The sequence below is a fragment of the Citrobacter sp. S46_ASV_140 genome (genome assembly GCF_018919545.1).
GTDB classification, from domain to species: domain Bacteria; phylum Pseudomonadota; class Gammaproteobacteria; order Enterobacterales; family Enterobacteriaceae; genus Citrobacter; species Citrobacter braakii.
On sequence record NZ_JAHLRC010000037.1, the window covers coordinates 19,754 to 39,744 of the forward strand.

The 19,991-nt window shown below is 54.5% G+C and carries 21 protein-coding genes; 9 read left to right on the forward strand and 12 right to left on the reverse strand.

Annotated elements, in window-relative coordinates:
• Positions 1 to 86: 86 nt before the first annotated feature.
• The gene (locus tag KQJ19_RS11840; protein ID WP_216403679.1) at positions 87 to 1,100 is read right to left on the reverse strand and encodes a LacI family DNA-binding transcriptional regulator; all 1,014 of its coding nucleotides are present in this window, start codon (positions 1,098 to 1,100) and stop codon (positions 87 to 89) included.
• 264 nt (positions 1,101 to 1,364) lie between these two features.
• Here KQJ19_RS11840 and ascF point away from each other — a divergent pair, with 264 nt between their 5' ends.
• Positions 1,365 to 2,819 (forward strand): PTS cellobiose/arbutin/salicin transporter subunit IIBC, encoded by a 1,455-nt coding sequence (ascF, locus tag KQJ19_RS11845; protein ID WP_049268536.1) that lies wholly within the window; start codon positions 1,365 to 1,367, stop codon positions 2,817 to 2,819.
• 22 nt (positions 2,820 to 2,841) lie between these two features.
• Positions 2,842 to 4,266, forward strand: a complete 1,425-nt coding sequence (locus KQJ19_RS11850; protein ID WP_200047480.1) for a 6-phospho-beta-glucosidase — start codon at positions 2,842 to 2,844, stop codon at positions 4,264 to 4,266.
• 76 nt (positions 4,267 to 4,342) lie between these two features.
• Here the strand turns inward: KQJ19_RS11850 and KQJ19_RS11855 are convergent, their stop codons facing one another.
• A complete protein-coding gene (locus KQJ19_RS11855; protein WP_141875571.1) occupies positions 4,343 to 4,807 on the reverse strand; it encodes an OB-fold putative lipoprotein in 465 nt (154 codons plus the stop codon).
• Between the two features lie 269 nt (positions 4,808 to 5,076).
• On the opposite strand from KQJ19_RS11855, the gene KQJ19_RS11860 reads away from it, so the two are divergent.
• Positions 5,077 to 5,316 carry a SymE family type I addiction module toxin gene (locus tag KQJ19_RS11860; protein ID WP_016154182.1) on the forward strand — a complete coding sequence of 80 codons (240 nt, stop codon included), beginning with the start codon at positions 5,077 to 5,079 and terminating at the stop codon, positions 5,314 to 5,316.
• A gap of 74 nt (positions 5,317 to 5,390) precedes the next feature.
• Here KQJ19_RS11860 and hycI read toward each other — a convergent pair whose 3' ends face one another.
• The 9 genes from hycI to hycA all read right to left on the reverse strand — a co-directional run bounded on the left by hycI (position 5,391) and on the right by hycA (position 13,267).
• A complete protein-coding gene (hycI, locus tag KQJ19_RS11865; RefSeq protein ID WP_141875572.1) occupies positions 5,391 to 5,861 on the reverse strand; it encodes a hydrogenase maturation peptidase HycI in 471 nt (156 codons plus the stop codon).
• A complete protein-coding gene (locus KQJ19_RS11870; RefSeq protein ID WP_003037385.1) occupies positions 5,854 to 6,264 on the reverse strand; it encodes a formate hydrogenlyase maturation HycH family protein in 411 nt (136 codons plus the stop codon). Before KQJ19_RS11870 ends, hycI begins: the two co-directional genes overlap by 8 nt.
• On the reverse strand, positions 6,261 to 7,028 hold the full coding sequence (hycG, locus tag KQJ19_RS11875) for a formate hydrogenlyase subunit HycG (RefSeq protein ID WP_003037388.1): 768 nt from the start codon (positions 7,026 to 7,028) through the stop codon (positions 6,261 to 6,263). The genes KQJ19_RS11870 and hycG overlap by 4 nt, the downstream gene beginning before the upstream one ends.
• Positions 7,028 to 7,570 (reverse strand): formate hydrogenlyase subunit HycF, encoded by a 543-nt coding sequence (gene hycF / locus KQJ19_RS11880; protein WP_016154185.1) that lies wholly within the window; start codon positions 7,568 to 7,570, stop codon positions 7,028 to 7,030. The genes hycG and hycF overlap by 1 nt, the downstream gene beginning before the upstream one ends.
• Positions 7,571 to 7,579: 9 nt before the next feature.
• Positions 7,580 to 9,289 (reverse strand): formate hydrogenlyase subunit HycE, encoded by a 1,710-nt coding sequence (gene hycE / locus KQJ19_RS11885; protein WP_016154186.1) that lies wholly within the window; start codon positions 9,287 to 9,289, stop codon positions 7,580 to 7,582.
• Between the two features lie 17 nt (positions 9,290 to 9,306).
• A complete protein-coding gene (locus tag KQJ19_RS11890) occupies positions 9,307 to 10,230 on the reverse strand; it encodes a respiratory chain complex I subunit 1 family protein (RefSeq protein WP_046274832.1) in 924 nt (307 codons plus the stop codon).
• A gap of 2 nt (positions 10,231 to 10,232) precedes the next feature.
• The gene (gene hycC, locus KQJ19_RS11895; protein WP_216403680.1) at positions 10,233 to 12,059 is read right to left on the reverse strand and encodes a formate hydrogenlyase subunit 3; all 1,827 of its coding nucleotides are present in this window, start codon (positions 12,057 to 12,059) and stop codon (positions 10,233 to 10,235) included.
• Positions 12,056 to 12,667, reverse strand: a complete 612-nt coding sequence (gene hycB, locus KQJ19_RS11900) for a formate hydrogenlyase subunit HycB (RefSeq protein WP_016154189.1) — start codon at positions 12,665 to 12,667, stop codon at positions 12,056 to 12,058. Before hycB ends, hycC begins: the two co-directional genes overlap by 4 nt.
• 141 nt (positions 12,668 to 12,808) lie before the next feature.
• On the reverse strand, positions 12,809 to 13,267 hold the full coding sequence (hycA, locus tag KQJ19_RS11905) for a formate hydrogenlyase regulator HycA (RefSeq protein ID WP_016154190.1): 459 nt from the start codon (positions 13,265 to 13,267) through the stop codon (positions 12,809 to 12,811).
• Positions 13,268 to 13,465: 198 nt separating this feature from the next.
• Here hycA and hypA point away from each other — a divergent pair, with 198 nt between their 5' ends.
• The 6 genes from hypA to flhA all read left to right on the forward strand — a co-directional run bounded on the left by hypA (position 13,466) and on the right by flhA (position 19,439).
• Positions 13,466 to 13,837, forward strand: a complete 372-nt coding sequence (gene hypA / locus KQJ19_RS11910; RefSeq protein WP_016154191.1) for a hydrogenase maturation nickel metallochaperone HypA — start codon at positions 13,466 to 13,468, stop codon at positions 13,835 to 13,837.
• A gap of 53 nt (positions 13,838 to 13,890) precedes the next feature.
• Complete coding sequence (gene hypB / locus KQJ19_RS11915; RefSeq protein ID WP_141875573.1) at positions 13,891 to 14,763, forward strand: hydrogenase nickel incorporation protein HypB; 873 nt, start codon at positions 13,891 to 13,893, stop codon at positions 14,761 to 14,763.
• Positions 14,754 to 15,026: a hydrogenase 3 maturation protein HypC gene (gene hypC / locus KQJ19_RS11920; RefSeq protein WP_003037411.1), complete on the forward strand. Its 273-nt coding sequence runs from the start codon at positions 14,754 to 14,756 to the stop codon at positions 15,024 to 15,026. The genes hypB and hypC overlap by 10 nt, the downstream gene beginning before the upstream one ends.
• A complete protein-coding gene (hypD, locus tag KQJ19_RS11925; RefSeq protein WP_019077547.1) occupies positions 15,026 to 16,147 on the forward strand; it encodes a hydrogenase formation protein HypD in 1,122 nt (373 codons plus the stop codon). Before hypC ends, hypD begins: the two co-directional genes overlap by 1 nt.
• Complete coding sequence (gene hypE / locus KQJ19_RS11930) at positions 16,144 to 17,154, forward strand: hydrogenase maturation carbamoyl dehydratase HypE (protein WP_016157324.1); 1,011 nt, start codon at positions 16,144 to 16,146, stop codon at positions 17,152 to 17,154. The genes hypD and hypE overlap by 4 nt, the downstream gene beginning before the upstream one ends.
• 206 nt (positions 17,155 to 17,360) lie before the next feature.
• Positions 17,361 to 19,439: a formate hydrogenlyase transcriptional activator FlhA gene (flhA, locus tag KQJ19_RS11935; protein WP_200047476.1), complete on the forward strand. Its 2,079-nt coding sequence runs from the start codon at positions 17,361 to 17,363 to the stop codon at positions 19,437 to 19,439.
• A gap of 106 nt (positions 19,440 to 19,545) precedes the next feature.
• Here the strand turns inward: flhA and KQJ19_RS11940 are convergent, their stop codons facing one another.
• The gene (locus KQJ19_RS11940; protein WP_003825888.1) at positions 19,546 to 19,890 is read right to left on the reverse strand and encodes a nitrous oxide-stimulated promoter family protein; all 345 of its coding nucleotides are present in this window, start codon (positions 19,888 to 19,890) and stop codon (positions 19,546 to 19,548) included.
• Between the last annotated feature and the right edge of the window lie 101 nt (positions 19,891 to 19,991).

Sequence of the window (19,991 nt, forward strand, 5' to 3'; positions counted from 1 at the left end):
AATTAGCTGTTATTAAAGGTTTTTTATTTTGATGAATGCAGAGAAGCCGTGTCATCGTCACTAGTGACGATGACAAATGACAGCCGTCAGCGCAAAACGAGCGGCGCAACAGAGTCGCGTTGAATGAGTTCACCGGTGAAGGTTTTTGGCGGGGTAAACGCCCCGTCATCCAGCATAAAGATCAGGCGGCCTATCGTTTCCTGGATCATTTCCGTTACCGGGATTTTGACGCTGGAAAGCGCCGGAATAGTGTATGGCGCGATGGCGATATCGTCGAAGCCAATCACCGACACCTGAGCAGGGACGCTCACGCCATGCGCGTGCAACTGCTTCATCGCACCGATCGCCATATCATCATTGCTGGCCACCAGCGCGGTAAAATTGACCTTATGCGAAAGCAAAGTATCGACTCCCGCCGCGCCGCAGGCTGGCGTCCATTTCCCTTTAACAATCAAATCATTATTAAGCGGAATGCCATGATGTGCCAGCGCGTCTTTATAGCCTGAAAGTCGCTCCACGCCGGTTGGCGAATCCATCGAGCCAGTAATAAAACCAATCTCTTTGTGCCCGGCGGCAATGAGCTGAGTAACGGCGTTAAAACTGGTTTGCTTTTGATCGCACCACACGCAGTGGCTGGTATTTTTCCGCAGCCGCCGATTAAGCACCATAATCGGCTGGGCGTGGGCGTCAATGATATCGTCTATCTCATCCACGCTAAGAAAACGCGGATAGATCATAATCGCGTCACAGCGCAGGTCGAGCAGGTACTGGATCGCCTGACGCTCTTCCTCTGCGCTGTGCTTACCGTCAGCCAGCAACAACTGGCGTCCCTTATCTTCCGCCATCCGCGCGGTATGAAACAGCAGTTCGCTGAAATAGACGCCGTGATAAAGGGTGTTAGTTACCACCAGACCCAGCGTCTGCGTTGTTTTCGCTGCCAGACTGCGTGCCAGCAAGTTAGGGCGGTAACAACTCTCTTCAATGGCCTGAAACACGCGGTCTTTGGTTTCCTGGCTGACATAGCCATTCCCGGAAAGCACCCGGGAAACCGTCGCTTTTGACACCCCGGCACGCTTCGCCACCTCCAGCATCGTGGTCATATTACTCATCCCTTTTCTCTCAATGTGACGCAGTGTACTGCACCGTTTCGCCGCTGTCCTTGCTGCTAAATTGCAAACGCTGACATCTGGTGATCGGAGTCACAATTATAAAAAACGATCAAAATTAAACCTTGCCCATTACGTGTAATTTAAACATGATTTTGTGGAACCGGTTTCCTATCTGCGTTTCATCAACCCAGAAAAGCGACCAACGTGAACGGATAAAACATAACGTACTCTACTGATAAAACAGGATTAAATCCGATGTCCAAAAATTATGCAGCGCTGGCGCGCTCGGTTGTGACGGCTCTGGGAGGCGTGGACAACATCACAGCAGTGACCCACTGTATGACCCGTTTGCGTTTCGTTATCAAAGATGACTCGCAGGTCGACAGCACGACGCTGAAGACGCTCCCTGGCGTGCTCGGCGTGGTGCGCAGCGATAACCAGTGCCAGGTGATCATCGGCAACACCGTTTCGCAGGCGTATCGCGAGGTAGTCAGCCTGTTGCCTGCCAATATGCAACCTGCAGAGCCGCAAACCAAACCTCGGCTGACGCTGAAGCGGATTGGCGCGGGGATCCTCGACGCGCTGATCGGCACAATGTCCCCGTTGATCCCGGCTATTATCGGCGGATCAATGCTCAAGCTGCTGGCAATGATCCTCGAAATGACCGGCGTGCTGGTGAAAGGATCGTCCACGCTCACTATTCTGACCGTAATCGGCGACGGTGCCTTCTTCTTCCTGCCACTGATGGTCGCCGCCTCAGCAGCCATAAAATTCAAAACCAACATGTCGCTGGCAATCGCCATCGCTGGCGTACTGGTGCATCCCAGCTTCATCGAACTGATGGCGAAGGCCGCGCAGGGTGAGCACGTTGAGTTTGCCCTGATCCCGGTGACGGCGGTGAAATACACCTACACGGTGATCCCGGCGCTGGTCATGACCTGGTGTCTGTCCTACATCGAACGCTGGGTCGATCGCATCACTCCGGCGGTAACCAAAAACTTCCTTAAACCGATGCTAATCGTGCTGATCGCCGCCCCACTCGCCATCGTCATCATTGGCCCGATCGGTATCTGGATCGGTAGTGCAATTTCAGCGCTGGTTTATACCATTCACGGCTATCTCGGCTGGCTGTCGGTGGCCATTATGGGCGCATTGTGGCCGTTGCTGGTGATGACCGGTATGCACCGCGTCTTCACGCCAACCATTATTCAGACCATTGCCGAAACCGGAAAAGAAGGCATGGTGATGCCGTCAGAAATTGGCGCCAATTTGTCGCTGGGCGGTTCATCGCTGGCAGTGGCATGGAAAACCAAAAACCCGGAACTGCGTCAGACGGCGTTAGCGGCAGCCGCCTCGGCCATCATGGCAGGCATTTCCGAACCCGCGCTGTATGGCGTGGCGATCCGCCTGAAACGCCCACTGATTGCGAGTCTTATCAGCGGCTTTATCTGCGGTGCCGTTGCCGGAATGGCCGGACTGGCGAGCCACTCCATGGCGGCTCCAGGCTTGTTCACCAGCGTACAGTTTTTCGATCCAGCCAATCCGATGACCATCGTTTGGGTGTTTGGCGTGATGGCGCTGGCGGTCGTGCTTTCCTTTGTATTAACACTGCTCCTCGGCTTTGAAGATATTCCTGTCGAAGATGCAGCCGCGCAGGCCAGAAGCAACCAGGCCGCGCAACCAGGCAATATCAATAGAGCCAGCATTTGACTGGTATGAACTGAGGTTAACTATGTCTGTTTTTCCGCAAGGATTTTTATGGGGCGGCGCACTGGCCGCCAACCAGTCTGAAGGGGCATACCGGGAAGGCGGCAAAGGGCTGACCACCGTCGATATGCTCCCCCACGGCGCAAACCGCATGGCCGTCAAACTGGGTCAGGAAAAACGCTTTACGCTACGGGATGACGAATTTTATCCCAGCCATCAGGCAATCGACTTTTATCATCGCTATAAAGAAGATATCGCGCTGATGGCGGAAATGGGGTTTACGGTTTTTCGTACTTCCATTGCCTGGAGCCGTCTCTACCCCAACGGCGACGAGCTGACGCCTAATGAAGAGGGTATCGCGTTTTACCGGGCCGTGTTTGCCGAGTGTAAAAAATACGGTATTGAGCCGTTAGTTACGCTGTGTCACTTCGATGTGCCGATGCATCTGGTCAGCGAGTATGGCTCCTGGCGTAACCGCAAAATGGTGGAGTTCTTTACCCGCTACGCCCGTACCTGCTTCGAGGCCTTTGACGGTCTGGTGAAGTACTGGCTAACGTTCAACGAAATCAACATTATGCTGCACAGCCCTTTTTCTGGCGCCGGACTGGTGTTTGAAGAAGGTGAAAATCAGGATCAGGTGAAATATCAGTCCGCCCACCACGAACTGATTGCCAGCGCCCTGGCAACTAAAATTGCCCATGAAATTAATCCGCAAAACCAGGTCGGCTGTATGCTGGCGGGCGGTAATTTTTATCCTTATTCCTGTAAACCGGAAGATGTGTGGACCGCGCTGGAAAAAGACCGCGAAAACCTGTTCTTTATTGATGTGCAGGCGCGCGGGGCTTACCCCGCTTACTCTGCCCGTGTGTTTCGCGAAAAAGGCGTGGTGATAGAAAAAGCGGCGGGAGATGACGATATCCTGAAAAACACCGTCGATTTCGTCTCGTTTAGCTATTACGCATCGCGCTGCGCCTCCGCTGAAATGAATACTGGCAATACCAGCGCCGCTAACGTGGTGAAGTCGCTGCGTAATCCGTACATTGCCGCCAGCGAATGGGGCTGGGGTATCGATCCGCTCGGCCTGCGCATCACCATGAATATGATGTATGACCGCTACCAGAAGCCGTTGTTTCTGGTGGAAAACGGGCTGGGGGCGAAAGATGAGATCGATGCTAACGGCGAAATCAATGACGACTATCGCATTAGCTATTTACGCGAGCACATTCGCGCCATGGCAGATGCTATTGAGGATGGCGTGCCGCTGCTGGGCTACACCACCTGGGGCTGTATCGATTTGGTTTCAGCCTCAACCGGTGAGATGAGCAAACGCTACGGCTTTGTGTATGTGGACCGCGATGACGCGGGCAACGGCACGTTAGCGCGTAAACGCAAAAAATCGTTCTGGTGGTATAAGAAAGTGATTGCGAGCAACGGGACCGATCTGGAATAACAATGTTGCCGGATGACGCCGCCATCCGGCAACACGTATTATTCAGAATATATATACCCGCTGTCTGTTATCATTTTTATTGTACAACTTTAGGATTTTGCAGCAGCGGCAAAGGCGCTTCGCCCAACGCGTGGACCTGACCAATAATTGTCGCGCTCCGGCCAATCTGTAATGACTCAACATTCGTACTATTATGGGAGCCAAACTGGAACTGAATCACGTTGTTCGTTTTATTATTTTCGTCTTTCAGGCTGACAAGATAAGAATAAGCATTGGAAATACCATTAATCTTACGAATATCAATGACCACGCCCCGCAGCTTCACCCATTCACCAAGATAGTCCTTATTGGCTTTAACAGGATTTAAGGTATAGGGCGCGACAAAATCATCGACGGACAAGGTTGGCATTGACGCAGCTGATGACTCCCCCGGTTGAAATAATCGGTCTCCCGCAGAGAAGAACGCGTCAGCCGCCGTCTCGCACCCGCTAAGAAGAGAGGAAATAATAATTAAATTTACCAAACGAATACCTGAACGCATAAATAACTCCTGTATATTAATTTCCCATATATTCAAATTCTAAATAATTCGAGTATATAACCTCCCTGAACAACGCCGAAATATAATATAACTCCCGTATTAGTAAAAGAAGAGAATATTCCCCCCAACTATTATCAACTTCTCATCCTTTCATTATTTGCATTCTATTTTCTGGATCTGCCTTCCAGTTTCGGGTTTGCCCTCCCGCCTTTTTACTGGCATTTTATTCAGTAGTTTTCCATCGTTTTATTCGTAACAAGGGAGTGTTTATGTCTGGTAAAAATGGTAATGCCGAAGCGGTTATCAACAAGCCATTACGTCATTTTAAAGTCAGCTATGTCAGAGTACGGCATGAAGATCGCAAAACCGGTTTTACACGACGTATAAGCCGCCATGCTTCACTCACGATGAACGGAGACTGGCTGGAACAGGCGGGGTTCCCAACGGGCACGTCGGTAAAAGTATCGGTTACGCAGGGGAAATTAATTATTGAACAAGCGGGTGAATAGTCTTTTTCGAGGGTGTCGACGTTATCCGGATGGTGGTAATGCGACACACCATCCGGTATTCAGTGCCCTCAGGCTCAGGCTTCCGGTGCCTCTAATTCAGCGAACCCACCGTGTCCTTCCCACCCGGCTAATCGCTGATAGACGGTATCTACCGCATCTTTGATCGGCTGTGTCATCGGGTAGTAAAAACCGACAATATCCGGCTGAATGCCAAGGAAAATCACCTCGCCAACGTCGTCTTTCAGCTGATCGACCAGGTAGTTCAGCGGCATGTTGTGGGTGGTCATCATGAACATCTCGGCAATATCATCAGGATCGATAATGCGGATTTCACCAGGGTTTAGCCCCATGTCGGTGGCATCCACAATCAACAGACGCTGCGGATGCAACTCACGGATGGCGACGATGTCGTTTTCCGGCGCACTACCGCCGTCGATGACAACCCATTGACCTTGAGGATTTGCAGCACACATTTCGGCTAACAGCGGCCCCGCGCCGTCATCGCCCATCATGCTGTTACCCACACATAATAAAACGTCAGTCACGATGTCTCCTCACCATCAGGTAGATGGCGCTTTCCTGGTGGATATCGTGCAGCATGCTGAGCATCAGCTTGCTCCACTCCTGCTGCTGCGGAGTCTGCACGGCACGCGCATCATCGAACGCGCGCGCCAGCATCTGCACATGGTTGAAATCGATGACGATCTCGCCGTACTTCGGCACGCCTTCCATTTTCCGGCGGGCTTCACTGCCTTCGGCAAGCGTGGCAATCCACGCCAGATATTCATCCCACGGACAGGTTAACGCCGCTTCCAGGCAATCGATGATCCCAAGGTGGTGACCAATCGCCAGGCTGTAATAGACAACCTGCTGCGCCTCAGCGGGCGTTGCATCGTTCTCATCAATAAACTTACGGCTCAGTTGACTGAACACCACCGTTTCACTCATCGGATACGCGCCTCTTCGACAACATGATTAAGATGCGTGACGATCTCGGTCAGACGCGGATCGTTTTCCGCTTCCAGCCAGCGCGCCACCTGATGCTCGCCCTGCCCTAACTGGGTCATATAGTCATCAGCAATCTGGCGACCGTAGCGGTAGCCCGCCAGACGGCGTGCTTCACGATCCACCTTCACGCGCAGCGGCTGAACCATATCCGGATGCAGAATTTCAGCCGGCTGTTCGTCCAGTTCACCTGGCGCACGCGCGTGAATTTTTTGTTCCAGCAGACCCAGCGCCATTGCAAAACCGTACAGCGTAGCCGCAGGCGTTGGCGGACAGCCAGGAATATACACATCCACCGGTACGATTTTATCCGTGCCGCCCCATACGCAGTATAAGTCGTGGAAGATACCGCCGCTGTTACCGCAGGCACCGTAAGAGATACAAATTTTCGGATCTGGCGCAGACTGCCAGGCGCGCAGCGCCGGAGAGCGCATGGCACGCGTTACCGCGCCGGTAAACAGCAGGATATCCGCATGGCGCGGTGATGGTACAACTTTGATCCCAAAACGTTCGGCATCAAACAGCGGAGAAAGCGTAGCGAAGATTTCGATTTCACAGCCGTTGCAGCCACCGCAGTCCACACGGTAAACGTACGCTGAACGCTTGATGCTTTTAAGCAGCGACGCTTTCATGCTGGCAATGGATTCATCCACCGTCATCGGTACCGGAATACCGTTGGCGTCACGTGGGCCTAATAAATTGCTCATCAGCTGGCCTCTTTCATATGGCGAGTCAGTTCAATACGGTCAGACGGCACCAGGCATTTCTGGCGCTTACAATCCGGGCAGGTCTCAAAGCTTTCACGGTGGTTTTCCGCACGGCTGTCACCGTTGTGCTTAAGCAGCGCAATGGCGTAATCGATCTCTTTTTGTACCGCAAACGGGCGGTTACATACGCGACAATTACACAGCGCAAAGCGGGACTGCTGCAGGAAATCCTCTTTCTTCCACACCGCCAGTTCATACTCCTGCGACAGCTTGATTGCCGCCGTCGGGCAGACTTCTTCGCAGCGGGCGCAGAAGATGCAACGGCCGAGGTTGAACTGCCACGCCAGCTCATGGGTGACCAGATCGGTTTCTACCGTCAGCGCGTTCGACGGGCACGCATTCACACAGGCCGCACAGCCAATGCACTGCTGCGGATTGTGTTCCGGTTTGCCACGGAAGTTTTTATCGACCGCAATCGGCTCCAGCGGATACGACGATGTCGGCGCCCCAGTTTTGATGACTTTTTTGATAAAGGTAAACATGGCGATTCCTTATTTCAGCGGCGAGTTTTTACGCTCGATGCTGTAGCGCTCAAGTTCTTTGTACGGCACGACTTTGCTCTTCTTCTTACGCACATCGACCACGGTCATACGGTCGGTACAGGAATAGCAAGGATCGAGGCTACCGATAATCAGCGGGGCATCGGAAACGGTGTTGCCACGCAGCATGTAGCGCAGCGTCGGCCAGTTGGCGTAAGTCGCCGCGCGACAGCGCCAGCGATACAGTTTCTGGTTGTCGCCAGTCATACTCCAGTGGATGTCATCCCCGCGCGGCGCTTCAGCAAAGCCCAGCGCAAAGCGGTGTGGAATGTAGGTAAAACCTTCCACAGCCAGCGGGCCGCCTGGCAGGTTGTCCAGACCAAAGTCGATCATATTCAGTGCGGTGTAGACTTCATTGATACGGACTTTCAGACGAGAAATAACGTCGCAACCCTGCTCACTGTGAACTTCCATCGGCAGCAGACCATAGCCCACAAACGGGTGATCGGCGCGAGTGTCACGCGCATGGCCGCTGGCGCGTACCATCGGGCCGACGTTACTGAAATCACGGGCAATTTCCGGATCAAGACGACCAATACCTACGGTACGCTGTTCCATGTTCGGCGTGCTGAGCAGCATATCGACCAGTTCCTGCACGTCACGACGCATCTGCTGCGCCAGTTGACGGGTCTGGATCATATCCTCTTTCAGCAGATCACGACGAATACCGCCGATCAGGTTCAGACCGTAAGTTTTACGTGCCCCGGTGAGGATCTCCGCCATCTTCATGGAGGTTTCACGCACGCGGAAGAACTGCATAAAGCCGGAGTCAAAACCGGTAAAGTGACAGGCCAGGCCGAGGTTCAGCAGGTGCGAGTGCAGGCGTTCAACTTCCAGCAGAATGGCGCGGATCATCTGCGCACGTTCCGGCACGACGATGCCCATCGCGTTCTCGACGGAGGTGGTATAGGCGGTGCTGTGCGCAAAGCCGCAAATGCCGCACACGCGGTCGGACAAGAAGGTCACTTCGTTGTAACCCATGCGGGTTTCCGCCAGCTTCTCCATGCCGCGGTGGACATAGAACAGACGGTAGTCGGCGTCGATGATGTTCTCGCCGTCAACAAACAGACGGAAGTGACCGGGTTCATCAGAGGTGACGTGCAATGGGCCAATCGGCACCACGTTGTTTTTCTTGTCGCCCAGTTCGTTGATGAACTCGTAGGTTTCAGCATCGGTAGTCGGCGCGGGGCGCTGGCGATAATCCATGCTGTCTTTACGCAGCGGGTAGAGTTCGTCCGGCCAGTCATCCGGCAGTACCAGACGACGCTCATCGGGCAAACCAACCGGGATCAAACCGTACATATCGCGCACTTCGCGCTCGCCCCAGACCGCAGCCGGCACGCGCGGCGTGACGGACGGGAACTCCAGCTTATTGGCATCGACCTCAACGCGCACGGTAATCCAGCACTTGGTACCCTGCTCCATCGACAGCACGTAGTACACGGCATAATGACCACACAGCTGACGTTCGTCGTTACCAAACAGCACGGACAACCAGCCGCCCTGTTTGTAGTACAGGAACTCCACCACTTCCGGCAGGTAGTTCACCTTGACGGTGATCGTCAGCTGATCTTTGGTCTGCCAGGCTTCATCCAGCACGACGCCCGGGAAGGCCTGGTGCAGCGCCGCGAGATATTGTTGACCTAATTTTTCTTCAGACATGCTCAAACTCTCTTAAATCACGCCACCAGCAAGGAGACGAACGCTAAAAACGCAAACCCAAAACCGGCCCAGGTCACGCGTGAAGTGGCGCAAAAACGCAGACGCGCCATGCTGTTTTCGAACAGGGCGATGACCAGCACGCCGAGAACCAGTTTGACGACGGCAATTACCAGTGCCAGCAGCAGCCCACCCGAGGTGAAGGTTTCCATCTGTCCCCACGGCAGGAACACGCCAACGAACATTTGCAGAACGACCAGTTGCTTAAGGCTAATGCCCCATTTCAGCACCGCAAAACCGCTGCCGCTGTATTCGGTCAATGGACCTTCCTGCAGCTCCTGCTCTGCCTCTGCCAGATCGAACGGCAGTTTGCCCATTTCGATAAAGGTGGCGAAAGCACAGGCGCACAGCGCCAGAATCAACGGAATGCTGCGTGCAGCAGGCCAGTGATAAATGGTATCGGCGATATTGCTGATATGCGTTGAGCCAGCAACCTGCGCCGCAACCCACAGACCCAGCAGCAGGATAGGTTCAACCAGCACGCCGAGCATCGCTTCGCGGCTGGCGCCAATAGCGGTAAACGGGCTACCGGTATCCAGGCCAGCGATAGAGAAGAAGAAGCGGGCGATGGCGAACAGGTAAATTAAGGTGATCAGATCGCCCAGTTGCGGCAGTGGTGAGCCAACGGTCACTACCGGCAACGCGGTGGCGATAGTCAGCATCACACCCACCATCACAAACGGCGTCAGGCGGAAAACCCAACTGGAGTCCGCAGGCGCAATGCTCTGACGGCCAAGCAGTTTGATAATGTCGCGGTATTCCTGCAAAACGCCCGGACCGCGGCGATTGTGCAAACGCGCACGTGCCACGCGGGTAATACCGGACAGCAGCGGCGCAACGGCAAACAGCACCAGCGCCTGAATTAACGGATATAAAACACTCATTCTCAGGCTCCTCGTGAAACCACAATCACCACCAGTACCGCCAGCTCAATCAGCGCCAGGCGACGGAACAGCACCGGTGCAGCCGCATTCTGCCAGCCCGGAACCAGTGATACCGGATTCAGCCATTTGCGCAGTTTGAGTACCGGCGCAAAGGCTTCTTTCACCGGCATGGCAAAACCGTGTGCGGTAATGACCATTGACTGCTCGTGATCGTAACCACACACCCATGCCGCACCGCGTGAACGCGATGGCAGACGGTTGCCTTTGAAAATCGCCATGATGATGAACGGCAACAGCGGACATGCGATCAGCAGCAGCGTGATCATTGGCTGAGAAACGGTGGTGTTCGCGGTTTCCAGCGGCAGCGGAACGGCAGCGGAGATCATCGGCAGCAGCCACGGCGCAGCAACGCCCCCAATCACGCAGCAGATAGCCAACGCGACTACGCTAACGCCCATCAGGATTGGCGCGCAGCAGGCACTTTCAGCTTCCTTCGTGCGCGGTGCGCCAAGGAACGTAACGCCATAGACTTTCGCCATACACATCACCGCCAGCGCGCCGGTAATCGCCAGTCCTACCGCCAGCAACGGTCCTAACAGACGACCGACAAAAGCACCGCTGTTGCCAAGCTTAAAGAAGGACTGGTAGATAACCCACTCACCGGCAAAACCGTTCAGCGGCGGCAGTGCGGCCATCGCCATCAGGCCAACCAGCATCGCCAGAGAGATAACCGGCATACGTTTACCTATACCGCCCAGTTTTTCGATATCACGATGACCGGTACGGAACCAGATGCTGCCTGCGCCCAGGAACAGAACGCTTTTGAACAGGCTGTGGTTTACCAGGTGGTACAGACCGCCGGTCAAACCCAGCGCAATCAGCGCAGGTTGATTCAGGGAAATTCCGGTTACGCCTGCGCCCAGACCCAGCAGAATAATGCCGATGTTTTCCAGCGTGTGGTATGCCAGCAGACGCTGAATGTTGTGTTCCATCAGCGCATACAGACCGCCGACAAACGCGGTGATCATTCCCAGCACCAGCAGCGTGATGCCCCACCACAGCGGCGCATTACCGCCCAGCAGCGACAGGGAGAGAATACCCAGCAGACCCACTTTCATGACGACGGTAGAGAACAGCGCCGCAGCCGGTGCGCTGGCGTTGGCGTGTGCCTGTGGCACCCATCCGTGCAGCGGAATAATCCCGGCCAGCAGGCCAAAACCCGCCACGCCCAGCAGCCAGATATCAGACCCGAGCGGCAGTTCCTGAGTGCGCAGGTCAAGCAGGCGCAGCTCCAGGGTGCCGTAGCGTTGCCACACCAGGTAGCAGGCAATAGCCAGCAGTAGCGTGCCGACGCGGCCCAGCGCAAACCACAGTTTGCCCTCTTTGCTGCAGCCGGTGAGGAACACGGCACACAGCGCCATGATTTCCGCCATCACCACCAGCGTTCCGAGGTTGCTGGCAACCACCGCACATACCGCCGCGGCCATCAGCAGATTCACCAGCAGCCCGTTGGCTTTTACCTGCGGATGACGATGCCAGTCAATGTTGTACAAGCTGACAAACAGGCCGCACAGGCCCAGCGTAATCAGCCAGATAGCGTTCAACGGGGTAATTTGCACACTGTGACCAATAAATGGCATCACACCGCTTACCGCCAGAGCATTAGTCAGTACGGTGAAACCCGCAGCCGCCGTACACAGGCTGCCAACCGCACCGCCAACCCCGGCAATCCAGCCGCTCAGCGGTTTATGAAATGAAAACAGAAATGCCAGAACCGCAGCCGCCGTAAACCAGGCTACGCCGCTGTTAATCAGTGAAATTGCGCTCATTTTGCATCCCCACTCTGAGCCTGCTGAAACAAGGTGAGATCGCCGAAGTCGGTATTGAAAGTCAGCTCACGCTTACGTTTGCTGGCGCGGGCAATATCCACGTTACTCACCAGGTGCAGGGCTTTGGTCGGGCACATGCGTACGCAGGCCGGACCAAGCTCGTCAAAACTGCACAGATCGCATTTCACCGCGATGGCACGAATGCCCGGAACCCAGTCCAGCAACGTGCTCACGCGGGCAGGCGCTGGCGGAGCCGGAGGCGCTTTTGGCGTATTGGCGTTTGCCGGGATATGCAGCGGACGGCTACCGGAAAACTCAATCGCGCCAAACGGACAGGCAATCCCGCACAGTTTGCAGCTTACACACAGGCTTTCATTCAGCTGCACGGCACCATCAACGCGATTAATCGCATTAACCGGACAAACGGTGGCGCAAGGCGCATCTTCGCAATGGTGGCAAAGCTGCGGGGCGGATTCTTTTTCATTTAACATCACTTTCAGGCGCGGCATTGACTGCAGGCCATGCTGGCGATGTGTCTCTGAGCAGGCGGCTTCACAGGTGTGGCAGCCGATGCAAAGAGTGGAGTCAGCAATTACAAAACGATTCACCAGGCATTCCTCAGGTGATAGTCATTTTTGACGAAAACATGTCTGGAAAATGTCATTTCGACATTTTTCGACATGCCCATTCCCTAAACGTCGTGACGCAGTATGAAAGCGCATCATGACAAAAGTGGGCACACCCAAGGCTTAAGCCGGGCTATGTCCCTCAATCAGCTGGCTTAAATTCACCGGCATATTGTTTTCAACCGCGGTATAGAGGCTGTCGTAGACGGTGGCGATTTTTTCGAGATAGTGCTCCAGCACCTGCTCGCGATCGCGGTTGCTGATACGCTCATCAACCTTACCGTCGATGGTCAACTCAGCCTGTGCAATCAGTTGCTTATCATCACCGTCTTTCGTTTCAACGTAGTACTCGATGGTGTGGCTGTTAAAGCCGTCCGCCAGCGTGACGTAGATAGTGAAGTGTTCAAAAAGGACGAAGCAGAGATCCTTGTCCGGTGCGCAGCTCATTGCATGATGCAAACGCGCTTTTGACAGGGTGATCCCCTGAACCAGCGAGTTGCAGTAAATACGCCACTGGTCCTGTAGGCGACGATGCCGTTCAGCGATGTAATCGGCTTTTTCGCTTATTTCCCAAATAGTCATGTCAGGTTACCCGTTTAGCAGAGATGAACAGCTTTAAGCACATTTCATGCCAAAATTAAAAACCTTAATTTTCATATAGATAAAAAATCAAAGAGCGGTGACGACATGTCATTTCGTCATCGTCGTCATTGTCACGATCGAAAAAATTCAAGCTGGCATGTTTATTGCTTTTAATACGGCAACTTCACAGGAGGCGGTATGCACGAAATAACCCTCTGCCAACGGGCACTGGAATTGATTGAACAACAGGCCACGCAATACGGTGCTCAACGAGTAACTGGGGTCTGGCTCAAAATTGGCGCATTTTCTTGCGTAGAAACCAGCGCTCTCGCCTTTTGTTTTGATCTGGTATGCCGCGGGACCCTTGCAGAAGGTTGTAAACTCCACCTCGAAGAACAAGAAGCCGAATGTTGGTGCGAATCTTGTCAGCAATACGTCACCTTACTGACGCAACGCGTGCGCAGATGTCCGCAATGCAACAGCGATATGCTGAGAATTGTGGCCGATGACGGCTTACAGATTCGACGTATTGAAATAGATGAAACTCCAGCGCCGGATGCCGACGCCTAAGCGTCATCATCCGGCAACTGAAGTATCGCAAGTAATAAGATCAGGAGTGAGCGATGTGTACGACATGTGGTTGCGCTGAAGGCAACCTTTATATAGAGGGTGATGAGCATAATCCCCACTCGGCGTTTCGCAGCGCGCCATTTGCCCCAGCGGCTCGTCCGGCGCTGAATATTACCGGGGTGAAGACCTCCAGTTTCACACCGAGCCAGAATGAAGAAGGCGATTTGCATTACGGTCACGGTGAAGCAGGCACCCACGCGCCAGGCATGAGTCAGCGCCGGATGCTGGAAGTGGAAATTGACGTGCTGGATAAAAACAACCGTCTGGCCGAGCGCAACCGCGCCCGCTTTGCTGCCCGTCAACATCTGGTATTAAACCTTGTCTCAAGCCCAGGCTCCGGTAAAACCACGCTGCTGACCGAAACGCTGATGAAGCTCAAAGACAGCGTGCCTTGCGCCGTCATTGAAGGCGACCAGCAGACGGTTAACGATGCCGCCCGTATTCGCGCCACAGGTACGCCCGCCATCCAGGTCAACACCGGTAAAGGTTGCCACCTTGACGCACAAATGATTGCTGACGCCGCGCCACGTTTGCCGCTTGAAGACAACGGCATCCTGTTCATTGAAAACGTCGGGAACCTGGTTTGCCCGGCCAGCTTCGACCTCGGCGAACGCCATAAAGTGGCGGTGCTTTCCGTCACCGAAGGCGAAGACAAGCCGCTGAAATACCCGCATATGTTTGCCGCCGCGTCGCTGATGCTGCTCAACAAAGTAGACCTACTGCCGTACCTCAATTTTGACGTAGAAAAGTGCATCGCCAGCGCCCGGGAAGTGAACCCGGAAATTGAGATTATCCTGATTTCCGCCACCAGTGGCGAAGGCATGGACCAATGGCTCTCCTGGCTGGAGACGCAGCGATGTGCATAGGTGTTCCGGGTCAAATCCGCACCATTGATGGCAACCAGGCCAAAGTCGACGTTTGCGGTATTCAGCGCGACGTCGACCTGACGCTGGTCGGAAGTTGCGATGAACACGGTCAACCCCGTCTGGGCCAGTGGGTACTGGTCCACGTCGGCTTTGCCATGAGCATCATTAATGAAGCTGAAGCGCGCGACACGCTCGACGCGCTACAAAACATGTTTGACGTTGAGCCGGATGTCGGCGCGTTGTTGTATGGCGAGGAAAAATAATGCGTTTTGTTGACGAATACCGCGCACCAGAACAGGTGATGCAGTTGATAGAGCACCTGTGTGAACGTGCCGCACACCTCCCCTACACTGCTGAACGTCCGCTGCGCATCATGGAAGTGTGTGGTGGTCATACCCACGCTATCTTCAAGTTCGGTCTCGACCAATTGTTGCCCGACAACGTCGAGTTTATTCATGGCCCGGGCTGCCCGGTTTGCGTTCTGCCTATGGGCAGAATCGACAGTTGTGTGGAAATCGCCAGCCATCCGGAAGTGATTTTTTGCACCTTTGGCGATGCGATGCGCGTTCCGGGTAAACAAGGTTCTTTGCTACAAGCCAAAGCGCGCGGCGCGGATATCCGCATCGTCTATTCACCGATGGATGCGCTGAAGCTGGCGCAGGAAAACCCAACGCGTAAGGTTGTGTTCTTTGGCCTGGGTTTTGAAACCACAATGCCAACCACCGCCATCACCCTTCAGCAGGCAAAACAGCGTGACGTGCAGAACTTTTACTTTTTCTGCCAGCACATCACGCTTATCCCTACACTGCGCAGCCTGCTGGAACAGCCGGACAACGGCATCGACGCCTTCTTAGCGCCGGGCCATGTCAGCATGGTGATTGGCACCGATGCCTATAATTTCATTGCTTCAGATTTCCATCGTCCGTTGGTGGTCGCCGGTTTCGAACCGCTCGATCTGTTGCAGGGCGTGGTGATGTTGATTGAACAGAAGATTGCCGCGCATAGCCAGGTTGAAAACCAGTATCGCCGCGTGGTGCCGGACGCCGGTAATCTGTTAGCGCAACAGGCCATCGCCGAAGTATTCTGCGTCAATGGCGATAGCGAATGGCGCGGTCTGGGCGTCATTGAATCCTCTGGCGTTCACCTGACGCCAGACTATCAGCGCTTTGATGCCGAAGCGCATTTCCAGCCAGCGCCGCAGCAGGTGTATGACGATCCGCGCGCGCGTTGCGGCGAGGTATTGACCGGCAGATGCAAACCGCATCAGTGCCCGCTATTTGGCAAAACCTGTAACCCGGAGACCGCGTTTGGCGCCCTGATGGTCTCCTCAGAAGGCGCATGTGCCGCCTGGTATCAGTATCGTCAGCAGGAGTGTGAAGCATGAACAGCGTACAACTCGCCCACGGTAGCGGCGGTCAGGCTATGCAGCAGTTGATCAACAGTCTGTTTATGGAGGCTTTTGCTAATCCGTGGCTGGCGGAACAAGAAGATCAGGCCCGTCTGGACCTGGCGCAACTGGTTGCAGAAGGCGATCGTCTGGCGTTTTCAACCGACAGCTATGTTATCGATCCGTTGTTCTTCCCGGGTGGCAATATCGGCAAGCTGGCCATCTGCGGTACGGCTAACGACGTGGCGGTCAGCGGCGCGATCCCTCGCTACCTCTCCTGCGGTTTTATCCTCGAAGAGGGTTTGCCGATGGAGACGTTGAAAACCGTCGTCAACAGTATGGCGGCGACCGCGCGTGAAGCGGGCATCGCCATCGTGACCGGCGATACCAAAGTCGTGCAGCGCGGCGCTGCAGACAAGCTGTTCATCAACACGGCCGGAATGGGGGCGATCCCCGCCAACATTCACTGGGGCGCACAGACCCTCGGCCCAGGCGATGTGCTGCTGGTCAGCGGTACGCTTGGCGATCACGGCGCAACTATCCTTAACCTGCGCGAACAGCTGGGTCTTGATGGCGAACTGGTCAGCGACTGCGCGGTATTGACACCGCTTATCCAGACGCTGCGTGATATTCCCGGCGTGAAGGCGCTGCGTGACGCGACCCGTGGCGGCGTAAATGCGGTAACGCATGAATTTGCCGCCTCATGCGGGTTTGGTATTGAGCTGTCTGAAGCGGCCCTGCCCGTGAAGCCCGCGGTGCGTGGCGTTTGCGAACTGCTGGGTCTGGATGCGCTTAACTTTGCTAACGAAGGCAAGCTGGTGATTGCCGTTGAGCGTCAGGCTGCTGAAACGGTGCTTGCCGCGCTGCGCGCACATCCGTTAGGACGCGATGCCGCAATGATTGGTGAAGTGGTAGAACGCAAAGGTGTGCGTCTTGCCGGACTCTACGGCGTGAAACGCACTCTCGATTTACCACACGCCGAACCATTACCTCGTATATGCTAACAGCCGGTTGGCAGCAAGCTGTAGGCCGGGTAAGACGCATTTGCGTCGACATCCGGCCTTAACGCTGCATTATCACCTGATGGCGTTTTGCCGATCGGGTCTACGGTTCGTGTAGCGGGACCAGTCCGGCAATAATTTACGACTTATACCTATAATTCATTTACCGTTTTCGCACCGTTCTGCGGTGCTTTTCCTGGAAAAGCAATATGTCGTATACACCGATGAGTGACCTCGGACAGCAAGGCCTGTTCGATATTACTCGTACATTATTACAGCAGCCCGACCTGCCGTCTCTCAGCGAGGCGCTTTCGCAACTGGTCAAGCGTTCAGCGCTGGCCGACTGCGCGGCTATTGTCTTATGGCAGGCACAAACGCAGCGTGCGCGTTATTTTGCGACGCGTGAAAATGGTAACCCCATCGATTATGAAGACGAAACGGTGCTGGCGCATGGCCCGGTACGCCGTATTTTGTCTCGCCCCGATGCGCTGCACTGCAACTATCACGAGTTTAACGAAACCTGGCCACAGCTGGCCTCTGGCGGGCTGTATTCTAAATTTGGTCACTACTGCCTGCTACCGCTGGCAGCAGATGGGCGAATCTTTGGCGGTTGCGAATTTATCCGTAACGAAGACCAACCGTGGAGTGAAAAAGAGTACAACCGGCTGCAGACCTTCACCCAAATAGTCGGCGTCGTTGCTGAACAAATTCAAAGCCGGGTCAGCAACAATGTCGATTACGATCTCCTGTGCCGTGAGCGTGATAACTTTCGCATCCTGGTCGCCATCACCAATGCTGTGCTCTCCCGCCTGGATATTGATGAGCTGGTCAGCGAAGTCGCCAAAGAGATCCATCACTACTTCGACATTGATGCCATCAGCATCGTGTTACGCAGCGATCGCAAAAACAAGCTCAGCATTTATTCCACTCACTATCTGGATGAACATCATCCGGCACACGAACAAAGTGAAGTGGACGAAGCCGGCACGCTCTCTGAACGGGTCTTCAAAAGTAAAGAGATGCTGCTGATTAACCTGAGCGAACGCGATACCCTGGCCCCTTACGAAAGAATGTTGTTCGAAACCTGGGGCAACCAGCTACAGACTCTGTGCCTGCTGCCGCTGATGTCCGGCAATAATATGCTCGGCGTACTTAAGCTGGCGCAATGCGAAGAGAAAGTATTCACCACCGCCAATCTCAAACTGCTGCGCCAAATCGCAGAACGCGTGGCGATCGCCGTGGATAACGCCCTCGCCTACCAGGAGATCCACCGCCTGAAGGAGCGGCTGGTCGATGAAAACCTGGCGCTGACTGAACAACTCAACAACGTGGAAAGTGAGTTCGGAGAAATCATTGGCCGCAGCGAAGCGATGTACAGCGTACTCAAACAGGTCGAAATGGTGGCGCAAAGCGACAGCACTGTCCTGATTCTTGGTGAAACCGGGACGGGTAAGGAGCTGATTGCACGAGCAATTCACAACCTGAGCGGACGTAACGCCCGTCGGATGGTGAAAATGAACTGCGCGGCAATGCCTGCCGGATTGCTGGAAAGCGATCTGTTTGGCCATGAGCGTGGCGCATTTACCGGGGCCAGCACGCAGCGGATTGGACGCTTTGAACTGGCGGACAAAAGTTCGTTATTTCTCGATGAAGTTGGCGACATGCCTCTGGAGCTTCAGCCCAAGCTGCTGCGCGTTCTGCAGGAGCAGGAGTTTGAACGTCTGGGCAGCAATAAACTGATCCAGACCGACGTTCGCTTGATCGCTGCCACTAACCGCGATCTGAAAAAGATGGTCGCCGATCGCGAGTTTCGTAACGATCTCTACTATCGACTGAACGTCTTCCCGATCCATCTGCCGCCACTGCGCGAGCGCCCGGAAGATATTCCGCTGCTGGTGAAAGCCTTCACCTTCAAAATTGCCCGCCGGATGGGGCGCAATATCGATAGCATTCCCGCCGAAGCCCTGCGTACGCTGAGCAGCATGGAATGGCCGGGTAACGTGCGCGAGCTGGAAAACGTCGTAGAACGCGCGGTTCTGCTCACCCGGGGCAACGTGCTGCAACTTTCCTTGCCGGATGTAGTCGCTTTGGCGCCGTCTACGCCGCCGGTGGCGACCGAAGTCGCGCAGGATGGCGAAGATGAATACCAACTGATAATGCGCGTTCTGAAAGAAACCAATGGCGTTGTCGCCGGTCCTAAAGGCGCGGCACAAAGACTGGGGTTGAAACGCACAACGTTACTCTCGCGCATGAAGCGCCTGGGCATTGATAAGGACGCACTGGTTTAACGGATTATTGCCCGATAGCGTTACGCTTATCGGGCCTACGCCACTGGTGTGTTTGTCTTTGTCGGCCGGATAAGGCGCAGCCGCCATCCGGCATAGAATTGCTAAATCACTTCTTCCGCTGGTATTTCTCGGGTAACTCCGGCACCGGACGTTTGTCATCAATCAGATGACGCACGGTCAGAATCGGATGACGCCAGAGCATTCTGGGTCCAGCCCAACGCATAATTTGCTTCATCTCTTCGCGTTTAGCGGGCTGGTAACAGTGCACCGGACACTGTTTGCAGGCCGGTTTTTCCTCACCAAATACGCATTTATCCAGGCGCTTTTGCGCATAGGCAAACAACGCATCGTAATGCCCCGGTTCATCTGAAGCCTGCGGACACTGGCTCTCATACAGCGAGATCATTCTCTGGATCGTCATTTTCTCACGTGCAATACGTTTGCCGGACATGATGCCTCCACAATTAAGTTGCATAAATAATACACCTTAACTAAGCGCAGGACTATTACCTGGCGGTGATACATTCCTTAGCACCCTACGCAAATAAGAAT